This window comes from Lacticaseibacillus salsurivasis, assembly GCF_036246225.1.
GTDB classification, from domain to species: Bacteria; Bacillota; Bacilli; order Lactobacillales; family Lactobacillaceae; genus Lacticaseibacillus; species Lacticaseibacillus salsurivasis.
Map to the genome: position 1 here is coordinate 43,586 of NZ_BTTP01000008.1, position 16,683 is coordinate 60,268.

A 16,683-nucleotide genomic window follows, 5' to 3' on the forward strand; every position below is an offset into this window, starting at 1 on the left:
GCATGAAGAAACGGAAAATCCCGATGCGCAAGGATCTCTTGTCGGGCGAAATGTTTCCGAAGAAATCCCTGGTGCGCATTGTGAAGCAACAAGATAACACTGTTGCCATCGATCCCACTGGTAAAGCAGCCGGTCGCGGCGCCTATGTCGCGCTCGATCCAGCCGCGGTTCAAAAAGCAAAAAAGAAGCAACTGATCGAAAAAGCCTTTAGCATCAAGATTGATCCCAGCTTTTACGATGAGTTGTTCGCCTATGTTGACCATCAAAAGGCTCGTCAAGAGCTTTTCGGCGATCAAGCATGAATAAGCAGCAAGCGTTAAACTTGCTGGGGCTCGCAAAGCGTGCCGGCCGCCTGATCACAGGCGAAGGGTTCGTCCTCGGTGCCATCCGCGACCAAAGCGCCAAACTGGTGCTGGTTGCTAGCGATGCCTCAGCGAATACCCGGAAAAAGTTTTCCGATAAAAGTGACTTCTATGCAGTGCCCATTTCCTTTGCCCTCAGTGCTGAGGAATTGACTGATGCCATTGGCAGTCAGCGGTCGCTGATTGCCGTTCAAGATAACGGCTTTGCCAAGAAGTTACTGAAGCTGCTCACCTAAAAATTAACAGGGAGCGTGAAGAAATGGGCAAACAACGAGTATATGAATTTGCCAAAGCAATCGGGGTACCAAGCAAGACGGTGATTGACACCGCCAAGCAGCAAGGTATCGAATTCAAAAATCACATGTCAACGCTTGACGAAGGTCAGGAAAAGACGCTGCGCAGCGCGCTAAGCAAGACAGGGGCTCCCGCGGCTGCCAAGCCTGCCGCTAAAGCCGCTGCTAAGCCGGCTGCTACAACGAAGCCTGTTGCCAAGCCAGCCGAAGCTAAGTCTGAAGCAAAAGCGACTGCAGCTAAGCCAGAATCAGCTAAGCCTGCTGCAGTCAAGCCTGCCAATGAGGCGAAGCCGGCGGAAGCCAAAAAAGCCGCGCCGGGCACGCACCACATGCCGCAGAAAACGGCCGATGGCAAAACACTGATCAGCAAGTCCGCGATTCGCCGGCCGCATAACACGCAGGCCAACAACCGCAGCAAAGGCCGCTTCGGTCAAGATGACCGGCGCAGCCAAGGTCAAGGTACGCAAGGCAATCGCCCCGCCGGCCGGCAGCAAAATCGGCCGCAAGATCAGCGCAATCCGCGTAGCAATGACCAGCGTAGCGACAATCGCAATGGTCGCCGTGACGATCGCCGCGGAGACAATCGCTTCATAAACCGGACGACCAGCCCAATGCCGCGCGCTGGGCGCGCCACACAGGCGAACGGCAATCCGCGGCCAGTCGCTGGGAATGATGAAAAGTTCATCAAGCAGTTAACGGCTAAGAAGGAACGCGAAAAGGCCCAACAGGCGCAAGCCCGTGAAGCTGAAAAAGTCGCCGAAAAACTGGTGGCTGAACAAAGTCGGCCAGTGGCCCCAACGCCAGTGCCAACGCCGGCCAAGCCGGCAGAAACCCGCCGCAATGAGCGGCCAAGTGCCAACAGTCGGCCTGCTCGGAACAATAGCAACCAAGGCCGCGGCCGGTTCGATAACAACCGAGGCGGTTTTGGCAACAACAACCGGCGCAATAAGCGTAAGAACAAGCGTCAGATTCAAAGTCAGCCGAAGAAAGAAATGCCACAGCGCAAGGAGCGGCCATTGCCAGAAAAACTCGTTTACACTGTTGGGATGAATGCGCAGGATCTGGGCAAGATTTTGCACCGCGAACCCGCAGAAATCATCAAAAAGTTGTTCATGCTCGGCATCATGGTGAACCAGAACCAGAGCTTGGATAAAGATACCATCGAACTGGTCGCCACCGACTATGGCATCGACGCTGAAGAAAAGGTCCAAGAAGACATCACCGACTTGGATAAGATGTTCCAAGAAGAAGTCGACAACAAGGCCACTCAGACGCCGCGGCCACCGGTGGTCACCATCATGGGGCACGTTGACCATGGTAAGACGACCCTGCTGGACAAGTTGCGCCACACGCATGTCACTGCCGGTGAAGCCGGTGGGATCACGCAGCACATCGGGGCTTACCAAGTCCGGCTCAATGATCGTCTGATCACGTTCCTGGATACGCCAGGGCACGCGGCCTTCACCAACATGCGGGCGCGTGGGGCGGATATCACCGATATCATCGTCCTCGTCGTCGCAGCAGATGATGGCGTGATGCCACAGACTATCGAAGCGATTAACCACGCCAAAGCGGCCAATGCGCCGATCATTGTCGCGGTCAACAAAATCGATAAGCCAGGCGCCAACCCGCAGCACGTGACCGAACAGTTGATGAAGTACGAGCTGATTCCAGAAGAATATGGTGGCGACACGATTTTCGTCAACATTTCCGCGAAGTTCGGCAAGAACATCGACGAACTGCTCGAAATGATTCTGCTGGAAGCTGACGTCTTGGAACTCAAGGCCAACAAGGACCAAAAGGCCATTGGGACCGTCATCGAAGCTCGGCTGGATAAAGGTCGTGGCCCTGTTTCCACCGTGCTGGTTCAAGAAGGCACGCTGCGCGTCGGCGACCCTGTCGTTGTCGGGAACACATTCGGCCGCATCCGGACCATGACCAACGATCATGGCCGCCGCGTCAAGGAAGCTTTGCCATCCATGCCAGTGGAAATCACCGGTTTGAATGACGTGCCGCAATCCGCCGATAAGTTTGTCGTCTTTGACGATGAAAAGACCGCCCGGGCCGCCGGCGAAAAGCGGGCGCAACAAGCGCAAGACCGTGAACGCCAGCAGACGCATCACGTCACGCTGGATAACCTGTTTGAAACCATGAAGGAAGGTCAACTCAAGGAAGTTGACGTCATCATCAAGGCGGATGTGCAGGGTTCGGTTGAAGCTTTGGCTGGCAGTCTGCAGAAGATCGAAGTCGAAGGCGTGCGCGTCAACATCATTCACCAAGCTGTTGGGGCCATCAACGAAAGCGATGTGACCCTGGCTTCTGCCTCTAACGCGGTCATCATTGGCTTCAATGTGCGCCCAACGCCGCAAGCGAAGCTGCAAGCCGATGCTGAAGACGTTGACATTCGTTTGCACCGCGTCATTTACAAGGCGATTGAAGAAGTTGAAGCCGCGATGAAGGGCATGCTCGAACCGACCTACGAAGAAAAGGTCACCGGCTCGATCACCGTGCGCGAAACCATTCCAGTTTCCAAGATTGGGACCGTTGTGGGTGGCTTTGTCGACACCGGCTTCATCCGCCGCGACTCCAAGGTCCGCCTGATTCGCGATGGCATCGTGATTTACGAAGGCGAACTGGGCTCACTGCGTCGCTTCAAGGATGACGTGAAGGAAGTCCGTCAAGGCTTCGAACTGGGTCTGACGATTGATGGTTACAATGACATCAAGGTGGATGATCAAATCGAAGCTTACACGATGGAAGAAGTCCCGGTTAAATAGGAATTCAGACCATCAAAGGAGCAGCCTATGAAGCATCGAATTGGCCGCGTCGAAACGCAGATTCAGCGCGAAGTCGATGATATCTTGCTCAAAGATGTCAACGATCCGCGGGTCAAAGGCGTCACCATCACCGGCGTGAAGTTAACCGGCGACCTCCAGCAGGCCACAGTTTACTTCAGTGTTTGGAGCGATGATGAAAAAGCCCTGGCCGACGCGCAAGCCGGCTTGGATAAAGCCAAGGGTTTGATTCGCAGCGAAGTTGGTCAGCGGATTAAGTTGTTCAAGGTGCCAACCTTGACCTTCACGCACGATGCCTCTGTTCAATACGGGGCACATATCGATCAACTCCTCAACGAAGTCAAAAAAGACGGCCTCGAATAGCCGTCCGCACCTCCGTAACTGTTTAGTTACGGAGGTGTTTTTGTTTGATGTTTGTCTGCAGCGGGCCGCGGGGCAGGTCGGGGTGGCGCCGAGGCGCGGTGGTCCGGCTGCGGGGGCCGGCTGGAGCCAAAGAGCGGTCTCCAGCCTCAACGGTGAGCCAGCATCGCGCTACCGCGCTCAACGCTGTCTCATCGTTGCCCCCGGTCAGCACAGGAGCAGCCTGCAAAAAACGCAGTCTCCTCGTGTGCTGACCGTTTCGCGGCTGGACCGCCGTGCCCCTCTGCCATCCCGACCTGCCCCGCTAGAGAAGGCCAAGCGGTTCTTTTATCTCAGAAAGAGGTTTTCGTTGGCTAGCTCTGGACCTGATGTGGCCACTATTTGTGAGTATATTCATTTATTGTCTGGACGCAGGTTGTCGGGCTGATAGCCATTACTGTTATCGAGTGGGATTGGTGGTGGTGGGCGGAGCTTGGCAGGGGTCTGGCAGTGAATCGATTAGCGACAGGAAGACCGGCGCGGGTTTGGCGCTGGGCTTCCCAGAGCTAATCGCGGCAGTTTTGAAGACGCACCGGAGCGCAGCGACTGCGGCTTCAAAACTAGGTCCGAGACCGATCTGTGGCTCGGACCGGCCGCACAGCCAGTACCCCCGCCAAGCGGAGTCTGCCGCCACCAAACCCGCGCCCGCCAAAGATCAACCCGCGAGTTCCGGGTGCATGAGCTGGCAGACAACGGTATAATAGGACGAATAAGGATGGTGGCGCGGTTGAGTTTGATTGAGAAATTATATATGCCTTTCTTTGAGGCCACAGATTGGCATCAGGCTGTGATGACCACGCAAGGCTGGGTCACGATTTTGACTCTGGCCATGCTCGAATGCCTGCTCTCGGTGGATAACGCTGTGGTGCTGGCGGCGCAAACCAAGTCGCTGCCAGATAAAAAAGAGCAGCATCATGCCCTGATTTACGGCATGTGGGGCGCTTATCTCTTCCGCTTCATCGCCATCGGTCTCGGCACCTATCTGCTGCATTTCTGGGGCATTAAGGCGCTGGGCGCGGCGTATCTGCTGTGGATGTCACTGCACTTCTTCTACGAGCAGCGGCACCCTGATAGCGGCCCTAAGCCGACCACCGTCAAAAAAGGCGCCGGTCACTTCTGGCGCACGGTGGCGCAAATCGAGGCGCTGGATATTGTTTTTTCCGTGGATTCGATTTTGGCAGCGCTGGCCATTGATAATAATCCGGTGATTGTGCTGATCGGCGGCTGCTTAGGCATTTTGGCTATGCGGTTTGTCGCGCAAGTCATTACGGACTTCATCACCAAGGTGCCAGAGCTGGAAGTGATGGCGTATGTGCTGATCGGTGTGATTGCCTTGAAGCTGGCGCTGAGCCTACCGCAAATCAATCTTGAAGTGCCGAACTGGGCCTTCAGTATTTTCGTCTTCGGCGCGTTTTTCGTCACCTGGCTGGTGCATCGCCAGCATGTCCGCAACGCAGGAGGGAAAGGATAAGCATGGACGGCATTTTACCGGTCTATAAACCCGCTGGCATGACCTCAGCCGATGTCGTCAGCAAACTGCGCTATTTATTGCGCATGAAAAAAGTCGGGCATTCCGGCACCCTTGATCCAAGCGTGGATGGTGTGCTGCCGATTGCCTTGGGCGCGGCGACGAAAGCCGTCCCGGCGCTGATGAATTTGGGTAAAACCTACACGGGTTCAGCCACGTTCGGCTTAGCGACGGAAACAGAAGACCTCGATGGGGCCGAAGTGGCGCGTCAGCGCTTGGTCGAGCCTTTCACGGACGGGGCCATTGATGCGGCGCTCGCCACGTTGACTGGCGAGATTACCCAAATTCCGCCGATGTATTCAGCGGTCAAGGTCAACGGCCGCCGGCTTTATGATTACGCCCGCAAAGGTGAAACTGTTGAGCGGCCGCGGCGGCAAGCCACGGTCTATCGCTTTGACCGCACGGCGCCGAGTACTTTTGATGCTGCAGCCGGCACTCAGACCTTCAGCTTTGAGGCCCAAGTGTCCAAAGGCACCTACATTCGCACATTGGCGGTGGATGTTGGCGGCCGGCTCGGCGTGCCGGCAGTGATGGCGCAGCTGACTAGGATTCAAAGCGGTGGCTTTACGCTGGCCGATACCTTGGATTTGCGGCCTTTGACCCGCGAAACGGCGCCGGCAGTGGTAGCCGCGCATTTGCAGCCGATTGAATTTGCTTATCCTCATTTGCCTTTGGCCGCGTTGGATGAAACTCAGTGGCAGCGGGTGCAAGATGGCCGTGGGTTGAGTTTGCCGCAAACCGCACCGCAAGTGGGACTGACGTATCAAGGCATCCTCAAAGCCGTTTACGAACAACAAGAAAACGAATATCGCCCGGCGGTCATGTTTTTGGCCAATGCTGGACTGTCAGACATATTAGGTGATTAAAACAATGCAAGTGATTGATATCATGCCGCCGCTGCAGGCGGCGCAGGTGCCAGCCGGCCCCATTGTGCTGGCCCTAGGTTTTTTTGATGGGGTCCACCGCGGCCATCAAGAAGTGATTCGCCAGGCCAAGCAGGCCGCGCAGGCGCGCGATTTGCCCCTGGCAGTGATGACCTTTGACGTCCATCCGGCAGTGATTTACCGCGGCATGGCGGCTAATGACGTGAAATACTTGTCAACGCGGCCACGGAAAATTGAATTGATGGCCGGCCTAGGCGTAGATTTGCTGTATTTTGTCCATTTTACCCCTGAGTTTGCTCGTCAGTCGCCGCAGGCTTTTGTGGACCATTACCTGGTGGGGTTAAAGGCCCAAGTGGTGGTGGCCGGCTTTGATTATACTTATGGCAAGCGCGATATCGCCACCATGACGAATTTGCCCAAGTATGCCAAAGAACGGTTTGAGATTATCGTGGTCCCTCAAGATAGTGACGATGGCCAGAAGATTTCTTCCACTCGCATTCGCCAGGCCTTGGATACCGGCGACATCACCCTAGCCAATCATTTGCTGGGTTATCGCTACCAAACGACTGGCAAGGTCATCCATGGCGAGGCGCGCGGGCGCACGTTGGGTTATCCCACGGCTAACATTGACACCCCGGCCGCCGAGCGCTTGCCAGGCATTGGCATTTACGTGGTGCGGCTACAGGTGAAGGGGCAGTGGTACGGCGGCATGGCATCAGTCGGGCGTAATGTCACGTTTGGCGCCGATCGGCCCATCACGCTGGAAATCAACTTGTTTGATTTCAACCAAGATATTTACGGTGAGCCGGTGGTGGTCGAATGGTGGCGCTACTTGCGCGGTGAAGTGAAGTTTGATGGCGCGCAAGGGTTGATTGATCAGCTGGCCCAAGACGAACAGCACGCGCGCAGCACGCTGAAGGAGCAGGCATAATGGCAGGCGCTTATATCCATATTCCTTTTTGTTCGCATATTTGTTACTACTGCGACTTCAATAAGGTCTTCATTGAAGGCCAGCCGGTCGATGACTATGTCGACATGCTGATTCGGGAAATGAATCTGGTGATGGCCAGTCACCGCGATGAACGCATTGAAACCGTCTATGTCGGCGGTGGGACCCCGACGACACTGACGCCAGCGCAATTGGAGCGGTTAATTACCGGGATTCGCGAGGCGCTACACTTTGACGATGGCGAGTTTACCTTTGAGGCCAATCCCAATGACTTATTGACGACGGAAAAGTTGCAGGTGCTGCACGACAATGGCGTCAATCGGCTATCGATTGGGGTGCAATCCTTCAATGATGACATTCTTAAGCGCATTGGCCGCACTCACCGCGCTGCGGATGTCTACCAGGCCATTGCCAACGCCCACAAAGTTGGCTTTGAAAATCTCTCCATCGATCTGATTTTCCGCCTGCCGCAGCAAACCCGCGAAGACTTTCTCGCGAGTTTGCATCAGGCTCTAGATTTGGAGCTGCCGCATTACTCGACGTACTCGCTCATTTTGGAGCGCAAAACGATTTTCTACAACTTGATGCGCAAAGGACGACTGCAGCTGCCTAACCAAGATACTGAAGCAGATATGTATCAAGATGCCATTGATTTGATGGCCACGCACGGCTTGGCCCAATATGAGATTTCGAACTTTGCCAAACCAGGCTACCAGTGTCAGCATAATCTGCTGTACTGGCGCAATGACCATTACTTCGGGTTCGGAGCAGGCGCGTTCGGCTATGTGGGCCGCGATCGGTACCACAACTTTGGTCCCATTCAGCAATATCTGGCGCCGCTGCATGACCACAAGGTGCCGGTGATTGAACATCACTTGGTCCCACTGGAAGAGCAAGTTGAGGAAGAAATGTTCCTCGGCCTCCGCACCCGCGAAGGCGTGTCGCGCCAGCGCTTTGCCGACCGCTACCATATGAGCGTGGAGGCGGTGTATGGCGAGCTATTGGATCAGCTGGTTGCTCAGCAGCTCCTAGAAGTGGATGACCAGCGCATTCGGCTCACTAACAAGGGCCAGTTTTTAGGCAATGAAGTCTTTCAGCAGTTTCTGCTGGATGATCAGTTGGTATGATGAATCGGCCTCCGTCTTGGGGCCGATTTTTGGCTTAACGGCAAGGAATTAGCAGGCAGAGGTTGACTTTGCTAAGCGTGGTTGCTATATTATGTAGTGTACTTAGCACTCAAACAGTATCAGTGCTAAAAGAGGTGGGATTATGTTGACGAAACGCCAACTGCTCGTCTTGAAGGAGATCATTCGGTCATTCACTGAAAGTGGCCAACCGGTCGGCTCCAAGACGCTGATGGCTGAACTGCCGATTCACGTCAGTTCAGCGACAATACGAAATGATATGGCGGCACTCGAAGAGCAAGGCCTGATCAAAAAAACGCATAGCAGCTCTGGCCGGGTCCCATCGACCAAGGGTTATCGCTTCTACTTGGATAACCTAGTTGAACCGACGGCGGTTTCGGCCAATGAGATTGCGGCGATTCAACAAGGTTTCGGCGGTCATTTTTACAAAATCGACGAAATCGTGGCGCAAAGTGCGCGGATTTTGTCTAACTTGACTAGCTACACGGCGATCACCCTTGGGCCTGAGGTCACCAACCTCAAGTTAACCGGGTTTCGGATGGTGCCATTGGGCAATCATCAGGTGATGGCGATTCTGGTCACTTCCAACGGCAGTGTTGAAAGCCAGTTGTTCACCTTGCCGCCGGAAGTTGATTCCGATGGTGTCGAGAAGGCCATTCGTATCATCAATGACGAATTGGTCGGCTTGAGTCTCGGTGAAGTGGCCCAGAAGCTGCAAACTGAGGTGCCCGCGGTACTGTTCAAGTACATGACCTCGCCTGATGGCTTCCTGGATATCTTCGGGAACGTCCTCAAAAAAGCCGCGGCTGAACGCTTTTACGTCGGCGGCCGGTTGAATTTGATGGATTACCTAGGCGATAACGACGTGGATCAGCTCAAGCACCTGCTGGCCATGATGGATTCCGAGCAGGGCAACGTCAATGCCTTGCTGGGGCCGCTCCATGACTCGCACATCAAGGTCAAGCTGGGTTCAGAGCTGACGCCAGATGTGCTGGCAAACTTAAGCCTGCTGACGGCGAACTACTCTGTCGGCGAGCATGGGACCGGGATGATTGCCTTGATTGGCCCGACCCAAATGCCATATTCTAAGATGATCGGACTACTGGATGCCTTCCGTGAGGAGCTGGCAAAACGCTTGACCGATTATTACTCGCATTTTGATCAGTAAAACGGTAAGGGAGGCACGACATGACTGAGAAGAAGAAGGCCGAGCAGCCAAAAGCTGAGCCGGCCAAACAGCCATCGTTGAAAGAAGAAATCGCCGCGGAAATGACCGCCGATTTGGATGCTGAAATCAAAGACGAAAAAGTCGATGTGAAGGCACTGCAAAAAGAGCGCGATGAGCTCGAAGACAAATACCTGCGGGCCGCGGCAGAAATCAACAACATGAACAAGCGCTTCAACAAAGAGCGCGAGGCCGCCGCTAAGTATGACGGGCAAAAGCTCGCCAAGGCGGTGCTGCCGGTGCTGGATAATCTGGAGCGCGCCTTAACGGCCGACGTGAAAGAGGACAGCGCGGTGTCTTTGAAGCAAGGGGTCGAAATGGTTTACAATCATCTTGAGGCGGCGCTGAAAGAAAATGGCGTCACCGAAATCGACACCAAGGGCCATTTTGACCCGACCTTGCATCAAGCGGTGCAAACTGTGCCGGCGGATGATGACCATCCCAAAGACACTGTGGTGCAGGTCCTGCAGCGTGGTTACATGCTGAAGGATCGCGTGCTGCGGCCAGCGATGGTTGTTGTCGCAAATTAGTCAACTCAATTTTTAAAAACTGAATTAAGAAGGGGATTTAACTATGAGTAAAGTTATCGGCATTGACTTAGGGACCACCAACTCTGCGGTTGCGGTGCTTGAAGGCGGCCAACCAAAGATTATCACCAACCCAGAAGGCAACCGCACCACGCCATCTGTTGTCGCGTTTAAAGACGGCGAAATCCAAGTCGGTGAAGTCGCTAAGCGTCAAGCCATCACCAACCCAGATACCATTACCTCCATCAAGCGTCACATGGGGGAAGCCGGCTACAAAGTGAAGGTCGGCGATAAGGAATACACCCCGCAAGAAATCTCTGCGATGATCTTGCAATACATGAAGAAGTTCTCTGAAGACTACCTGGGCGAAGAAGTGACAGATGCGGTCATCACGGTGCCTGCTTACTTTAACGATTCACAGCGGCAGGCGACCAAGGATGCTGGTAAGATTGCCGGCCTGAACGTTTCCCGGATTGTTAACGAACCAACCGCCTCTGCTTTGGCCTATGGTTTGGACAAAGGCGACAAGGATGAAAAAGTCCTGGTTTACGACCTTGGTGGTGGGACGTTTGATGTCTCCATCCTTCAGTTAGGCGACGGCGTGTTCGAAGTGCTGTCCACGAACGGCGATACGCACCTGGGCGGTGATGATTTTGATAACAAGATCATCGACTGGTTGGTTGCTGAATTCAAGAAGGACAACAACATCGACCTGAGCCAAGACAAGATGGCCATGCAGCGCCTGAAGGATGCCGCTGAAAAGGCGAAGAAGGACCTGTCTGGCGTTTCCCAGACTCAGATTTCCTTGCCATTTATCTCCGCCGGTGCCAATGGCCCACTGCACTTGGAACGCACGTTGACCCGGGCTCAGTTCGACAACATGACCTCTGACTTGGTTGACAAGACTCGCATCCCAGTGGAAAACGCCATGAAGGATGCTGGCCTGACCAACGCTGATATCGATAAGGTCATCTTGAACGGTGGCTCCACTCGGATTCCAGCCGTCCAAGAAGCGGTCAAGAGCTGGACCGGTAAGGAACCTGACCACAGCATCAACCCTGACGAAGCCGTTGCGCTTGGCGCGGCGGTGCAAGGTGGGGTCATTTCCGGGGATGTGAAGGACGTCGTTTTGCTTGACGTTACGCCACTGTCCTTAGGGATTGAAACCATGGGCGGCGTGTTCACCAAGCTGATCGACCGCAACACCACCATTCCTACTTCGAAGAGCCAAGTCTTCTCTACGGCCGCTGATAACCAGCCTGCCGTTGACATCCACGTCCTGCAAGGCGAACGCCCAATGGCAGCGGACAACAAGACCCTAGGCCGCTTCCAGTTGACCGACATTCCGGCCGCTCCACGTGGCGTTCCACAAATCGAAGTTAAGTTCGATATTGACAAGAACGGCATTGTGCAGGTTTCCGCGAAGGATCTTGGCACTGGCAAGTCTCAGAACATCACGATCAAGAGTTCATCAGGGTTGTCCGATGATGAAATCGATCGCATGATGAAAGAAGCCAAGGAAAACGAAGAAGCCGACAAGAAGCGCAAGGAAGAAGTCGACTTGAAGAACGATGTTGACCAACTGATTTTCCAGACTGATAAGACCCTGAAGGATCTCAAGGGTAAGGTTTCTGACGACGAAATCAAGCAGGCCCAGGATGCTGAAGATGCCTTGAAGAAGGCGCAACAAGAAAACAACATCGAAGACATGAAGACCAAGCGCGATGACCTCAACAAGATCGTGCAAGATCTGACAGTCAAGCTTTACGAACAGGCCCAAAAGGAACAACAAGCCAAGGGTCAAGCTGAAGGCGGCACTGACAACAACACGAACGCCCAAGGCAAGGATTCCGGCGACGATGGCCAAACGTTTGACGGCGAATACAAAGACGTCAACAACGACAAGAAGTAATCAGCTTGCCTCACGTTAAAAAGCCAAGGCCACGCGGCTTTGGCTTTTTGATTGGATCGACGAGGTATGTTATCCTGAATAAGCTTTTTGGGGCACGCAGCTCCAAATCGAGGAGGCAATAATGGCAGATCAAAAAGATTACTATGAAACACTTGGCGTCAGTCGTGATGCTAGTGATGATGAAATCAAAAAGGCCTTTCGGCGCCTGTCGAAACAATACCACCCCGATATTAACCATGAACCCGGGGCGGAGCAGAAGTTTAAAGACATCAATGAGGCGTATCAAGTCTTATCCGACCCGCAAAAACGCGCCGCTTATGATCAATACGGCTCGGCTGATGGCCCGCAAGGCTTCGGCGGCCAGGGCGGTTATAGTCAAGGCTTCTCCAACTTTGGCGGCGGTCAAAGTTTTGGCGGCTTCGACGATATCTTCAGTCAATTCTTTGGCGGCGGTGGTCAAGGCGGCCAAAGCGCGACTTCACCACGGCAAGGGGCAGATCTTCAGTACCGGATGGATCTGACCTTTGAAGAAGCGGTGTTCGGCAAAGACACCAAGATTTCTTATGACCGGGAAGCCATGTGTCACACTTGCGGCGGCTCTGGTGCCAAACCTGGCACCAGTCCTGTGACTTGCTCGAAGTGTCATGGCAGTGGCTACATCCAGGTCCAGCGCAACACGCCACTTGGCGCCATGATGACGCGCCAGGTCTGCGACGCCTGCAACGGCACCGGGAAAGAAATCAAAGAAAAGTGCCCAACTTGCCACGGCACCGGCCATGAAAAGCAGCGCCACACCATCGACGTCAAAGTTCCAGGTGGCGTTGAAGATGGTCAGCAGATGCGCTTGCGCGACGCCGGGGAAGCTGGCGCGAACAACGGCCCTTATGGTGACTTGTTCATCGTCTTCCGCGTGGCGCCAAGCGACAAGTTCGAACGCGATGGCTCGACCATTTACTTCAAACTGCCAATCAGCTTCGCGCAAGCGGCGCTGGGCGACACGATTAAAGTCGACACCGTCCATGGCCCAGTGGAACTGAAGATTCCGGCCGGCACCCAAACCGCAGCCAAGTTCCGCTTGCGCGGCAAAGGCGCGCCGAATCCGAATCGGCCAGCCAGCATTGGTGATCAAATCGTCACGGTGACGGTCAAGACGCCAAAGACGCTGAACCAGAAGCAAAAGGATGCGTTGATGGCCTTTGCTGCGGCGAGCGGCGAAGACGTCACCCCGCATGAAGGTTCACTGTTCGACCGCGTCAAGGATGCATTCAAAGGTAAATAAACGAATGGAGATCAGTTGAGGCTGGTCTCCTTTTGTTTTGGCTTGTGCCGCGGGTCCGCTTGAGGCGGCGCTGGGGCGCGACACAGCAATCAATTCATGCTTGGCGTGTGGCAAAGGCTCTGTTTGAGTCCGGTTGGCGGGCTTGCTATAATAGAGTGACATGACTTTCAGGAAAGTGGGCACGTATGGAAAATATCGATAAAGCAGAATTATTAGACCGGCAAAAGCATATCCGCAATTTTTCCATTGTGGCGCATATCGATCACGGCAAGTCGACCTTGGCGGATCGGATTTTGGAGCTAACGGACACCATTGCCAAGCGCGATATGCAGGCGCAGGTGCTGGATGATATGCCGCTGGAACGTGAGCGCGGTATCACCATCAAGTTAAATGCCGTTGAGTTGCATTACAAAGCCAACGACGGCGAAACCTATATCTTCCACCTCATCGACACGCCAGGGCACGTCGACTTTTCGTATGAAGTCAGCCGCAGCCTGGCAGCTTGTGAAGGGGCGCTGTTGCTGGTGGATGCGGCGCAAGGGGTTGAGGCGCAGACGCTGGCAAATGTTTACTTGGCGCTCGATGATGACTTGGAAATTGTGCCCATCATCAACAAGGTCGATTTGCCAAGCGCCCAGCCGGATGTCGTCAAAGAAGAAATTGAAGAAATGATTGGTCTGGATGCTTCGGAAGCCATTTTGACCAGTGCGAAAACTGGCCTGGGCATTCCGGAAGTCTTGGAGCGCATTGTTTCTGATATGCCGGCTCCCAGTGGCGATATCGATGCCCCGCTGAAGGCGCTGATTTTCGACTCGGTTTATGATTCCTACCGCGGCGTGGTGCTGGCAGTGCGAATCGAGGACGGCCTAGTCAAAGTCGGCGACACCATTGAGCTGATGAGTAACCAGAAACGCTATGAAGTCACCGAAGTCGGTGTGATGTCGCCGAAAGCGGTCCAGAAGGATTATCTGATGGTCGGGGATGTGGGTTATATCACCGCCTCCATCAAAACCATTCAGGACACACGCGTCGGTGATACGGTGACCTTAGCGGACCGACCGGCGGACAAAGCGTTGGATGGCTTCCGTCAGATTACCCCAATGGTTTATTCTGGCCTGTTCCCAGTCGATAACGCCAAGTTTAACGACCTGCGGGAAGCTTTGGAAAAACTGCAACTGAACGATGCGGCGCTAGCGTTTGAACCGGAAACCTCCCAGGCCTTGGGCTTTGGGTTCCGCGTGGGCTTTTTGGGCCTGCTGCACATGGATGTCGTGCAGGAACGTTTGGAACGCGATTTTGATTTGGATTTGATCATGACCGCGCCGAGTGTGGACTATGAAGTCGACAAAACCGATGGCACTACGATTCAAATCGATAATCCCTCTGAGTTGCCGGAAGCCAGCGAAGTGAAAGAAATCCGCGAGCCGTTTGTGAAGGCCAGCATCATGGTGCCGAATGATTATGTCGGGCCGGTGATGGAAATTGCCCAGCGCAAGCGCGGCGAGTTTGTCACCATGGATTACCTCGATAAGTATCGCGTCAACGTCATCTACAACTTGCCGCTGTCGGAAATCATTTATGACTTTTTCGATGATTTGAAGTCTTCCACCAAGGGTTACGCCAGTTTGGATTACGAAGTCACCGGTTACCGCGCCTCTGACCTAGTCAAAATGGATATCCTGCTGAATGGTGATCCGGTTGATGCCTTATCGACCATTGTGCACAAGGACTTTGCCTTTGAGCGCGGCCGCGCGATTGTCTCGAAGCTAAAGGAAACCATTCCTCGCCAGCAGTTTGAAGTGCCGATTCAGGCTGCGATTGGGACCAAAATCATTGCCCGCAGCACGGTCAAGGCCTATCGCAAGAACGTACTGGCCAAGTGCTACGGCGGGGATATCACCCGGAAGCGCAAACTGCTGGAAAAGCAGAAGGCTGGGAAGAAGCGAATGAAGGCGGTTGGTTCTGTTGAGGTTCCTCAGGAAGCGTTCATGAGCATTCTTAACATAAGCAAGGACGAAAGCGGCGACAGATAAGGGTTTTGCTTGTGAAATTTCGATATTTCCTGCTTTCTTGCCTACGATTTGCCTACGCCACTTGGAATCCGTAGGCAAAATATGCCTCAAATTGTTCGGCTGGATCTACTCCGTTTTGGCGTTTGCCAACGGAAGGGGTTCAGCCTTTTTTGCGTTTGAGGTAGTCTTCAAAAGTGATTGCGGTGTCATTTCTCATTTCCTCGGTGACGTGAAGGTAGGTGTCGGCGGTGGTGGACATCTTGGCGTGGCCTAACCGTTCCTGCACCACCTTGAGCTTCTCACCGGCATCAAGAAGCATAGTGGCGTGAGTGTGGCGGAGTGAGTGGAACGAGAAGGGGAAGCCGAGGTCATCGGACAACTTGCGCGAGCGGTACTTGATATAGCCAGGCACCACTGGATTGCCGTTGTCCCACGTGCAGACGAAGTTGGAATCGTTGTACAGGGCGCCATATCTCATGCGCATCTCCATTTGAGCCTGCCGCTTTGCTTTCAGTTCGGCTACCAGTGAGGGGCCAATCGTGATGGTGCGATAACCGGCTGCACTCTTTGGCGTGTCAAGGTCATAGACGCCATCGCCTTTCTGGATCATGTTGCGCTCTACTCGAATAGTTGCGGCCTCAAAATTCACCATGTCCCATTCAAGGCCGAGTACTTCACCCCGGCGCATGCCGGTGTTGAACGCAATCACAAGCGGCATGTGGTACGGGTCGGCAGGGGGACAGCAGGCTAGCAACTGCTCGTACTGTTCATAGGTGATGATCTTCAAGTCTTGGCGAGTAGTGGCTGGGGTCGGGGCATACTTCGGCATATCGACATAACCAGCCGGGTTTTCTTTGATGATTTGATATGGGTAGACCGCGCGTTTCAACGCCTCTTTGACCACGGTCAAGATGATTTCAACCGTGTGTTTTGCTGGCGGCTCACCAGTGCGCTTGAGCTTCGTTTCGGCGACATGGTTCACGAACTGCTGGATAACAGCGGGCGAGATAGTCTTCACCTTGTACTTGCCCAGATAAGGCTTGATGTAGTTCTCGATGACATTCATGTAGTTCTTGCGCGTGTTGTACTTGAGGTTCTTCTCGACATAGTTCTTGAGCCAGTAGTCCATGTAGTCGGCCACTGACATGTTGTTGAGTTTGACGGTCAGACCGCCGCGCTCGTATTCGTTTAATGCCTTGCGGAGCGCTCGCTGGGCGTCCTTCTCGGTGTAGCCGCCGACCCGCTCAATGCGCTTGCGTTTACCATCTACTGTGGCGGCTTCGAATGAGTAATACCATTTCTCGCCGCGTTTTCTAACGTGTCCTTCTGCCATTTTAATACCTCCTGAATATTCAATATCTTTAATATTCACA

General features: G+C 54.0%; 14 protein-coding genes. 13 read left to right on the forward strand and 1 reads right to left on the reverse strand.

The genetic code is table 11. From position 1 onward, the window contains the following. The first annotated feature begins 2 nt into the window (after window positions 1-2). The 13 genes from rnpM to lepA all read left to right on the forward strand — a co-directional run bounded on the left by rnpM (window position 3) and on the right by lepA (window position 15,331). Window positions 3-302, forward strand: coding sequence for an RNase P modulator RnpM (rnpM, locus tag AAA927_RS07270; protein WP_125579632.1), 300 nt, complete (start codon window positions 3-5; stop codon window positions 300-302). Then, window positions 299-598: a YlxQ-related RNA-binding protein gene (locus tag AAA927_RS07275; protein WP_125579633.1), complete on the forward strand. Its 300-nt coding sequence runs from the start codon at window positions 299-301 to the stop codon at window positions 596-598. Before rnpM ends, AAA927_RS07275 begins: the two co-directional genes overlap by 4 nt. A gap of 23 nt (window positions 599-621) precedes the next feature. Further along, window positions 622-3,432, forward strand: coding sequence for a translation initiation factor IF-2 (gene infB / locus AAA927_RS07280; protein ID WP_338217058.1), 2,811 nt, complete (start codon window positions 622-624; stop codon window positions 3,430-3,432). Between the two features lie 27 nt (window positions 3,433-3,459). Next, on the forward strand, window positions 3,460-3,813 hold the full coding sequence (rbfA, locus tag AAA927_RS07285; RefSeq protein ID WP_125579635.1) for a 30S ribosome-binding factor RbfA: 354 nt from the start codon (window positions 3,460-3,462) through the stop codon (window positions 3,811-3,813). Between the two features lie 751 nt (window positions 3,814-4,564). Continuing rightward, on the forward strand, window positions 4,565-5,320 hold the full coding sequence (locus tag AAA927_RS07290; RefSeq protein WP_338217059.1) for a TerC family protein: 756 nt from the start codon (window positions 4,565-4,567) through the stop codon (window positions 5,318-5,320). A 2-nt stretch (window positions 5,321-5,322) separates the two neighbouring features. After that, window positions 5,323-6,243 (forward strand): tRNA pseudouridine(55) synthase TruB, encoded by a 921-nt coding sequence (gene truB, locus AAA927_RS07295; RefSeq protein WP_338217061.1) that lies wholly within the window; start codon window positions 5,323-5,325, stop codon window positions 6,241-6,243. A gap of 4 nt (window positions 6,244-6,247) precedes the next feature. Then, window positions 6,248-7,192 carry a riboflavin biosynthesis protein RibF gene (gene ribF / locus AAA927_RS07300; protein ID WP_338217064.1) on the forward strand — a complete coding sequence of 315 codons (945 nt, stop codon included), beginning with the start codon at window positions 6,248-6,250 and terminating at the stop codon, window positions 7,190-7,192. Next, window positions 7,192-8,337 carry a radical SAM family heme chaperone HemW gene (gene hemW / locus AAA927_RS07305; protein ID WP_338217066.1) on the forward strand — a complete coding sequence of 382 codons (1,146 nt, stop codon included), beginning with the start codon at window positions 7,192-7,194 and terminating at the stop codon, window positions 8,335-8,337. The genes ribF and hemW overlap by 1 nt, the downstream gene beginning before the upstream one ends. 142 nt (window positions 8,338-8,479) lie before the next feature. After that, window positions 8,480-9,523 carry a heat-inducible transcriptional repressor HrcA gene (gene hrcA, locus AAA927_RS07310; RefSeq protein ID WP_338217067.1) on the forward strand — a complete coding sequence of 348 codons (1,044 nt, stop codon included), beginning with the start codon at window positions 8,480-8,482 and terminating at the stop codon, window positions 9,521-9,523. Between the two features lie 20 nt (window positions 9,524-9,543). Then, on the forward strand, window positions 9,544-10,110 hold the full coding sequence (gene grpE / locus AAA927_RS07315) for a nucleotide exchange factor GrpE (RefSeq protein ID WP_338217069.1): 567 nt from the start codon (window positions 9,544-9,546) through the stop codon (window positions 10,108-10,110). A 43-nt stretch (window positions 10,111-10,153) separates the two neighbouring features. After that, window positions 10,154-12,019, forward strand: a complete 1,866-nt coding sequence (gene dnaK / locus AAA927_RS07320) for a molecular chaperone DnaK (protein WP_338217071.1) — start codon at window positions 10,154-10,156, stop codon at window positions 12,017-12,019. Window positions 12,020-12,140: 121 nt separating this feature from the next. Then, window positions 12,141-13,298, forward strand: a complete 1,158-nt coding sequence (gene dnaJ, locus AAA927_RS07325; RefSeq protein WP_338217073.1) for a molecular chaperone DnaJ — start codon at window positions 12,141-12,143, stop codon at window positions 13,296-13,298. Window positions 13,299-13,483: 185 nt separating this feature from the next. Then, a complete protein-coding gene (gene lepA, locus AAA927_RS07330) occupies window positions 13,484-15,331 on the forward strand; it encodes a translation elongation factor 4 (protein WP_435891516.1) in 1,848 nt (615 codons plus the stop codon). A 139-nt stretch (window positions 15,332-15,470) separates the two neighbouring features. Here lepA and AAA927_RS07335 read toward each other — a convergent pair whose 3' ends face one another. Beyond that, window positions 15,471-16,643 carry a site-specific integrase gene (locus AAA927_RS07335; RefSeq protein ID WP_338217075.1) on the reverse strand — a complete coding sequence of 391 codons (1,173 nt, stop codon included), beginning with the start codon at window positions 16,641-16,643 and terminating at the stop codon, window positions 15,471-15,473. Window positions 16,644-16,683: the final 40 nt, after the last annotated feature.

Coding starts and splice junctions, on each gene's coding strand:
- AAA927_RS07290 (WP_338217059.1), top strand. CDS start 4,565: ATGGTGGCGCGGTTGAGTTTGATTGAGAAATTATATATGCCTTTCTTT.
- ribF (WP_338217064.1), top strand. CDS start 6,248: ATGCAAGTGATTGATATCATGCCGCCGCTGCAGGCGGCGCAGGTGCCA.
- dnaJ (WP_338217073.1), top strand. CDS start 12,141: ATGGCAGATCAAAAAGATTACTATGAAACACTTGGCGTCAGTCGTGAT.
- hrcA (WP_338217067.1), top strand. CDS start 8,480: ATGTTGACGAAACGCCAACTGCTCGTCTTGAAGGAGATCATTCGGTCA.
- hemW (WP_338217066.1), top strand. CDS start 7,192: ATGGCAGGCGCTTATATCCATATTCCTTTTTGTTCGCATATTTGTTAC.
- dnaK (WP_338217071.1), top strand. CDS start 10,154: ATGAGTAAAGTTATCGGCATTGACTTAGGGACCACCAACTCTGCGGTT.
- truB (WP_338217061.1), top strand. CDS start 5,323: ATGGACGGCATTTTACCGGTCTATAAACCCGCTGGCATGACCTCAGCC.
- AAA927_RS07335 (WP_338217075.1), bottom strand. CDS start 16,643: ATGGCAGAAGGACACGTTAGAAAACGCGGCGAGAAATGGTATTACTCA.
- infB (WP_338217058.1), top strand. CDS start 622: ATGGGCAAACAACGAGTATATGAATTTGCCAAAGCAATCGGGGTACCA.
- lepA (WP_435891516.1), top strand. CDS start 13,484: ATGGAAAATATCGATAAAGCAGAATTATTAGACCGGCAAAAGCATATC.
- rbfA (WP_125579635.1), top strand. CDS start 3,460: ATGAAGCATCGAATTGGCCGCGTCGAAACGCAGATTCAGCGCGAAGTC.
- grpE (WP_338217069.1), top strand. CDS start 9,544: ATGACTGAGAAGAAGAAGGCCGAGCAGCCAAAAGCTGAGCCGGCCAAA.
- rnpM (WP_125579632.1), top strand. CDS start 3: ATGAAGAAACGGAAAATCCCGATGCGCAAGGATCTCTTGTCGGGCGAA.
- AAA927_RS07275 (WP_125579633.1), top strand. CDS start 299: ATGAATAAGCAGCAAGCGTTAAACTTGCTGGGGCTCGCAAAGCGTGCC.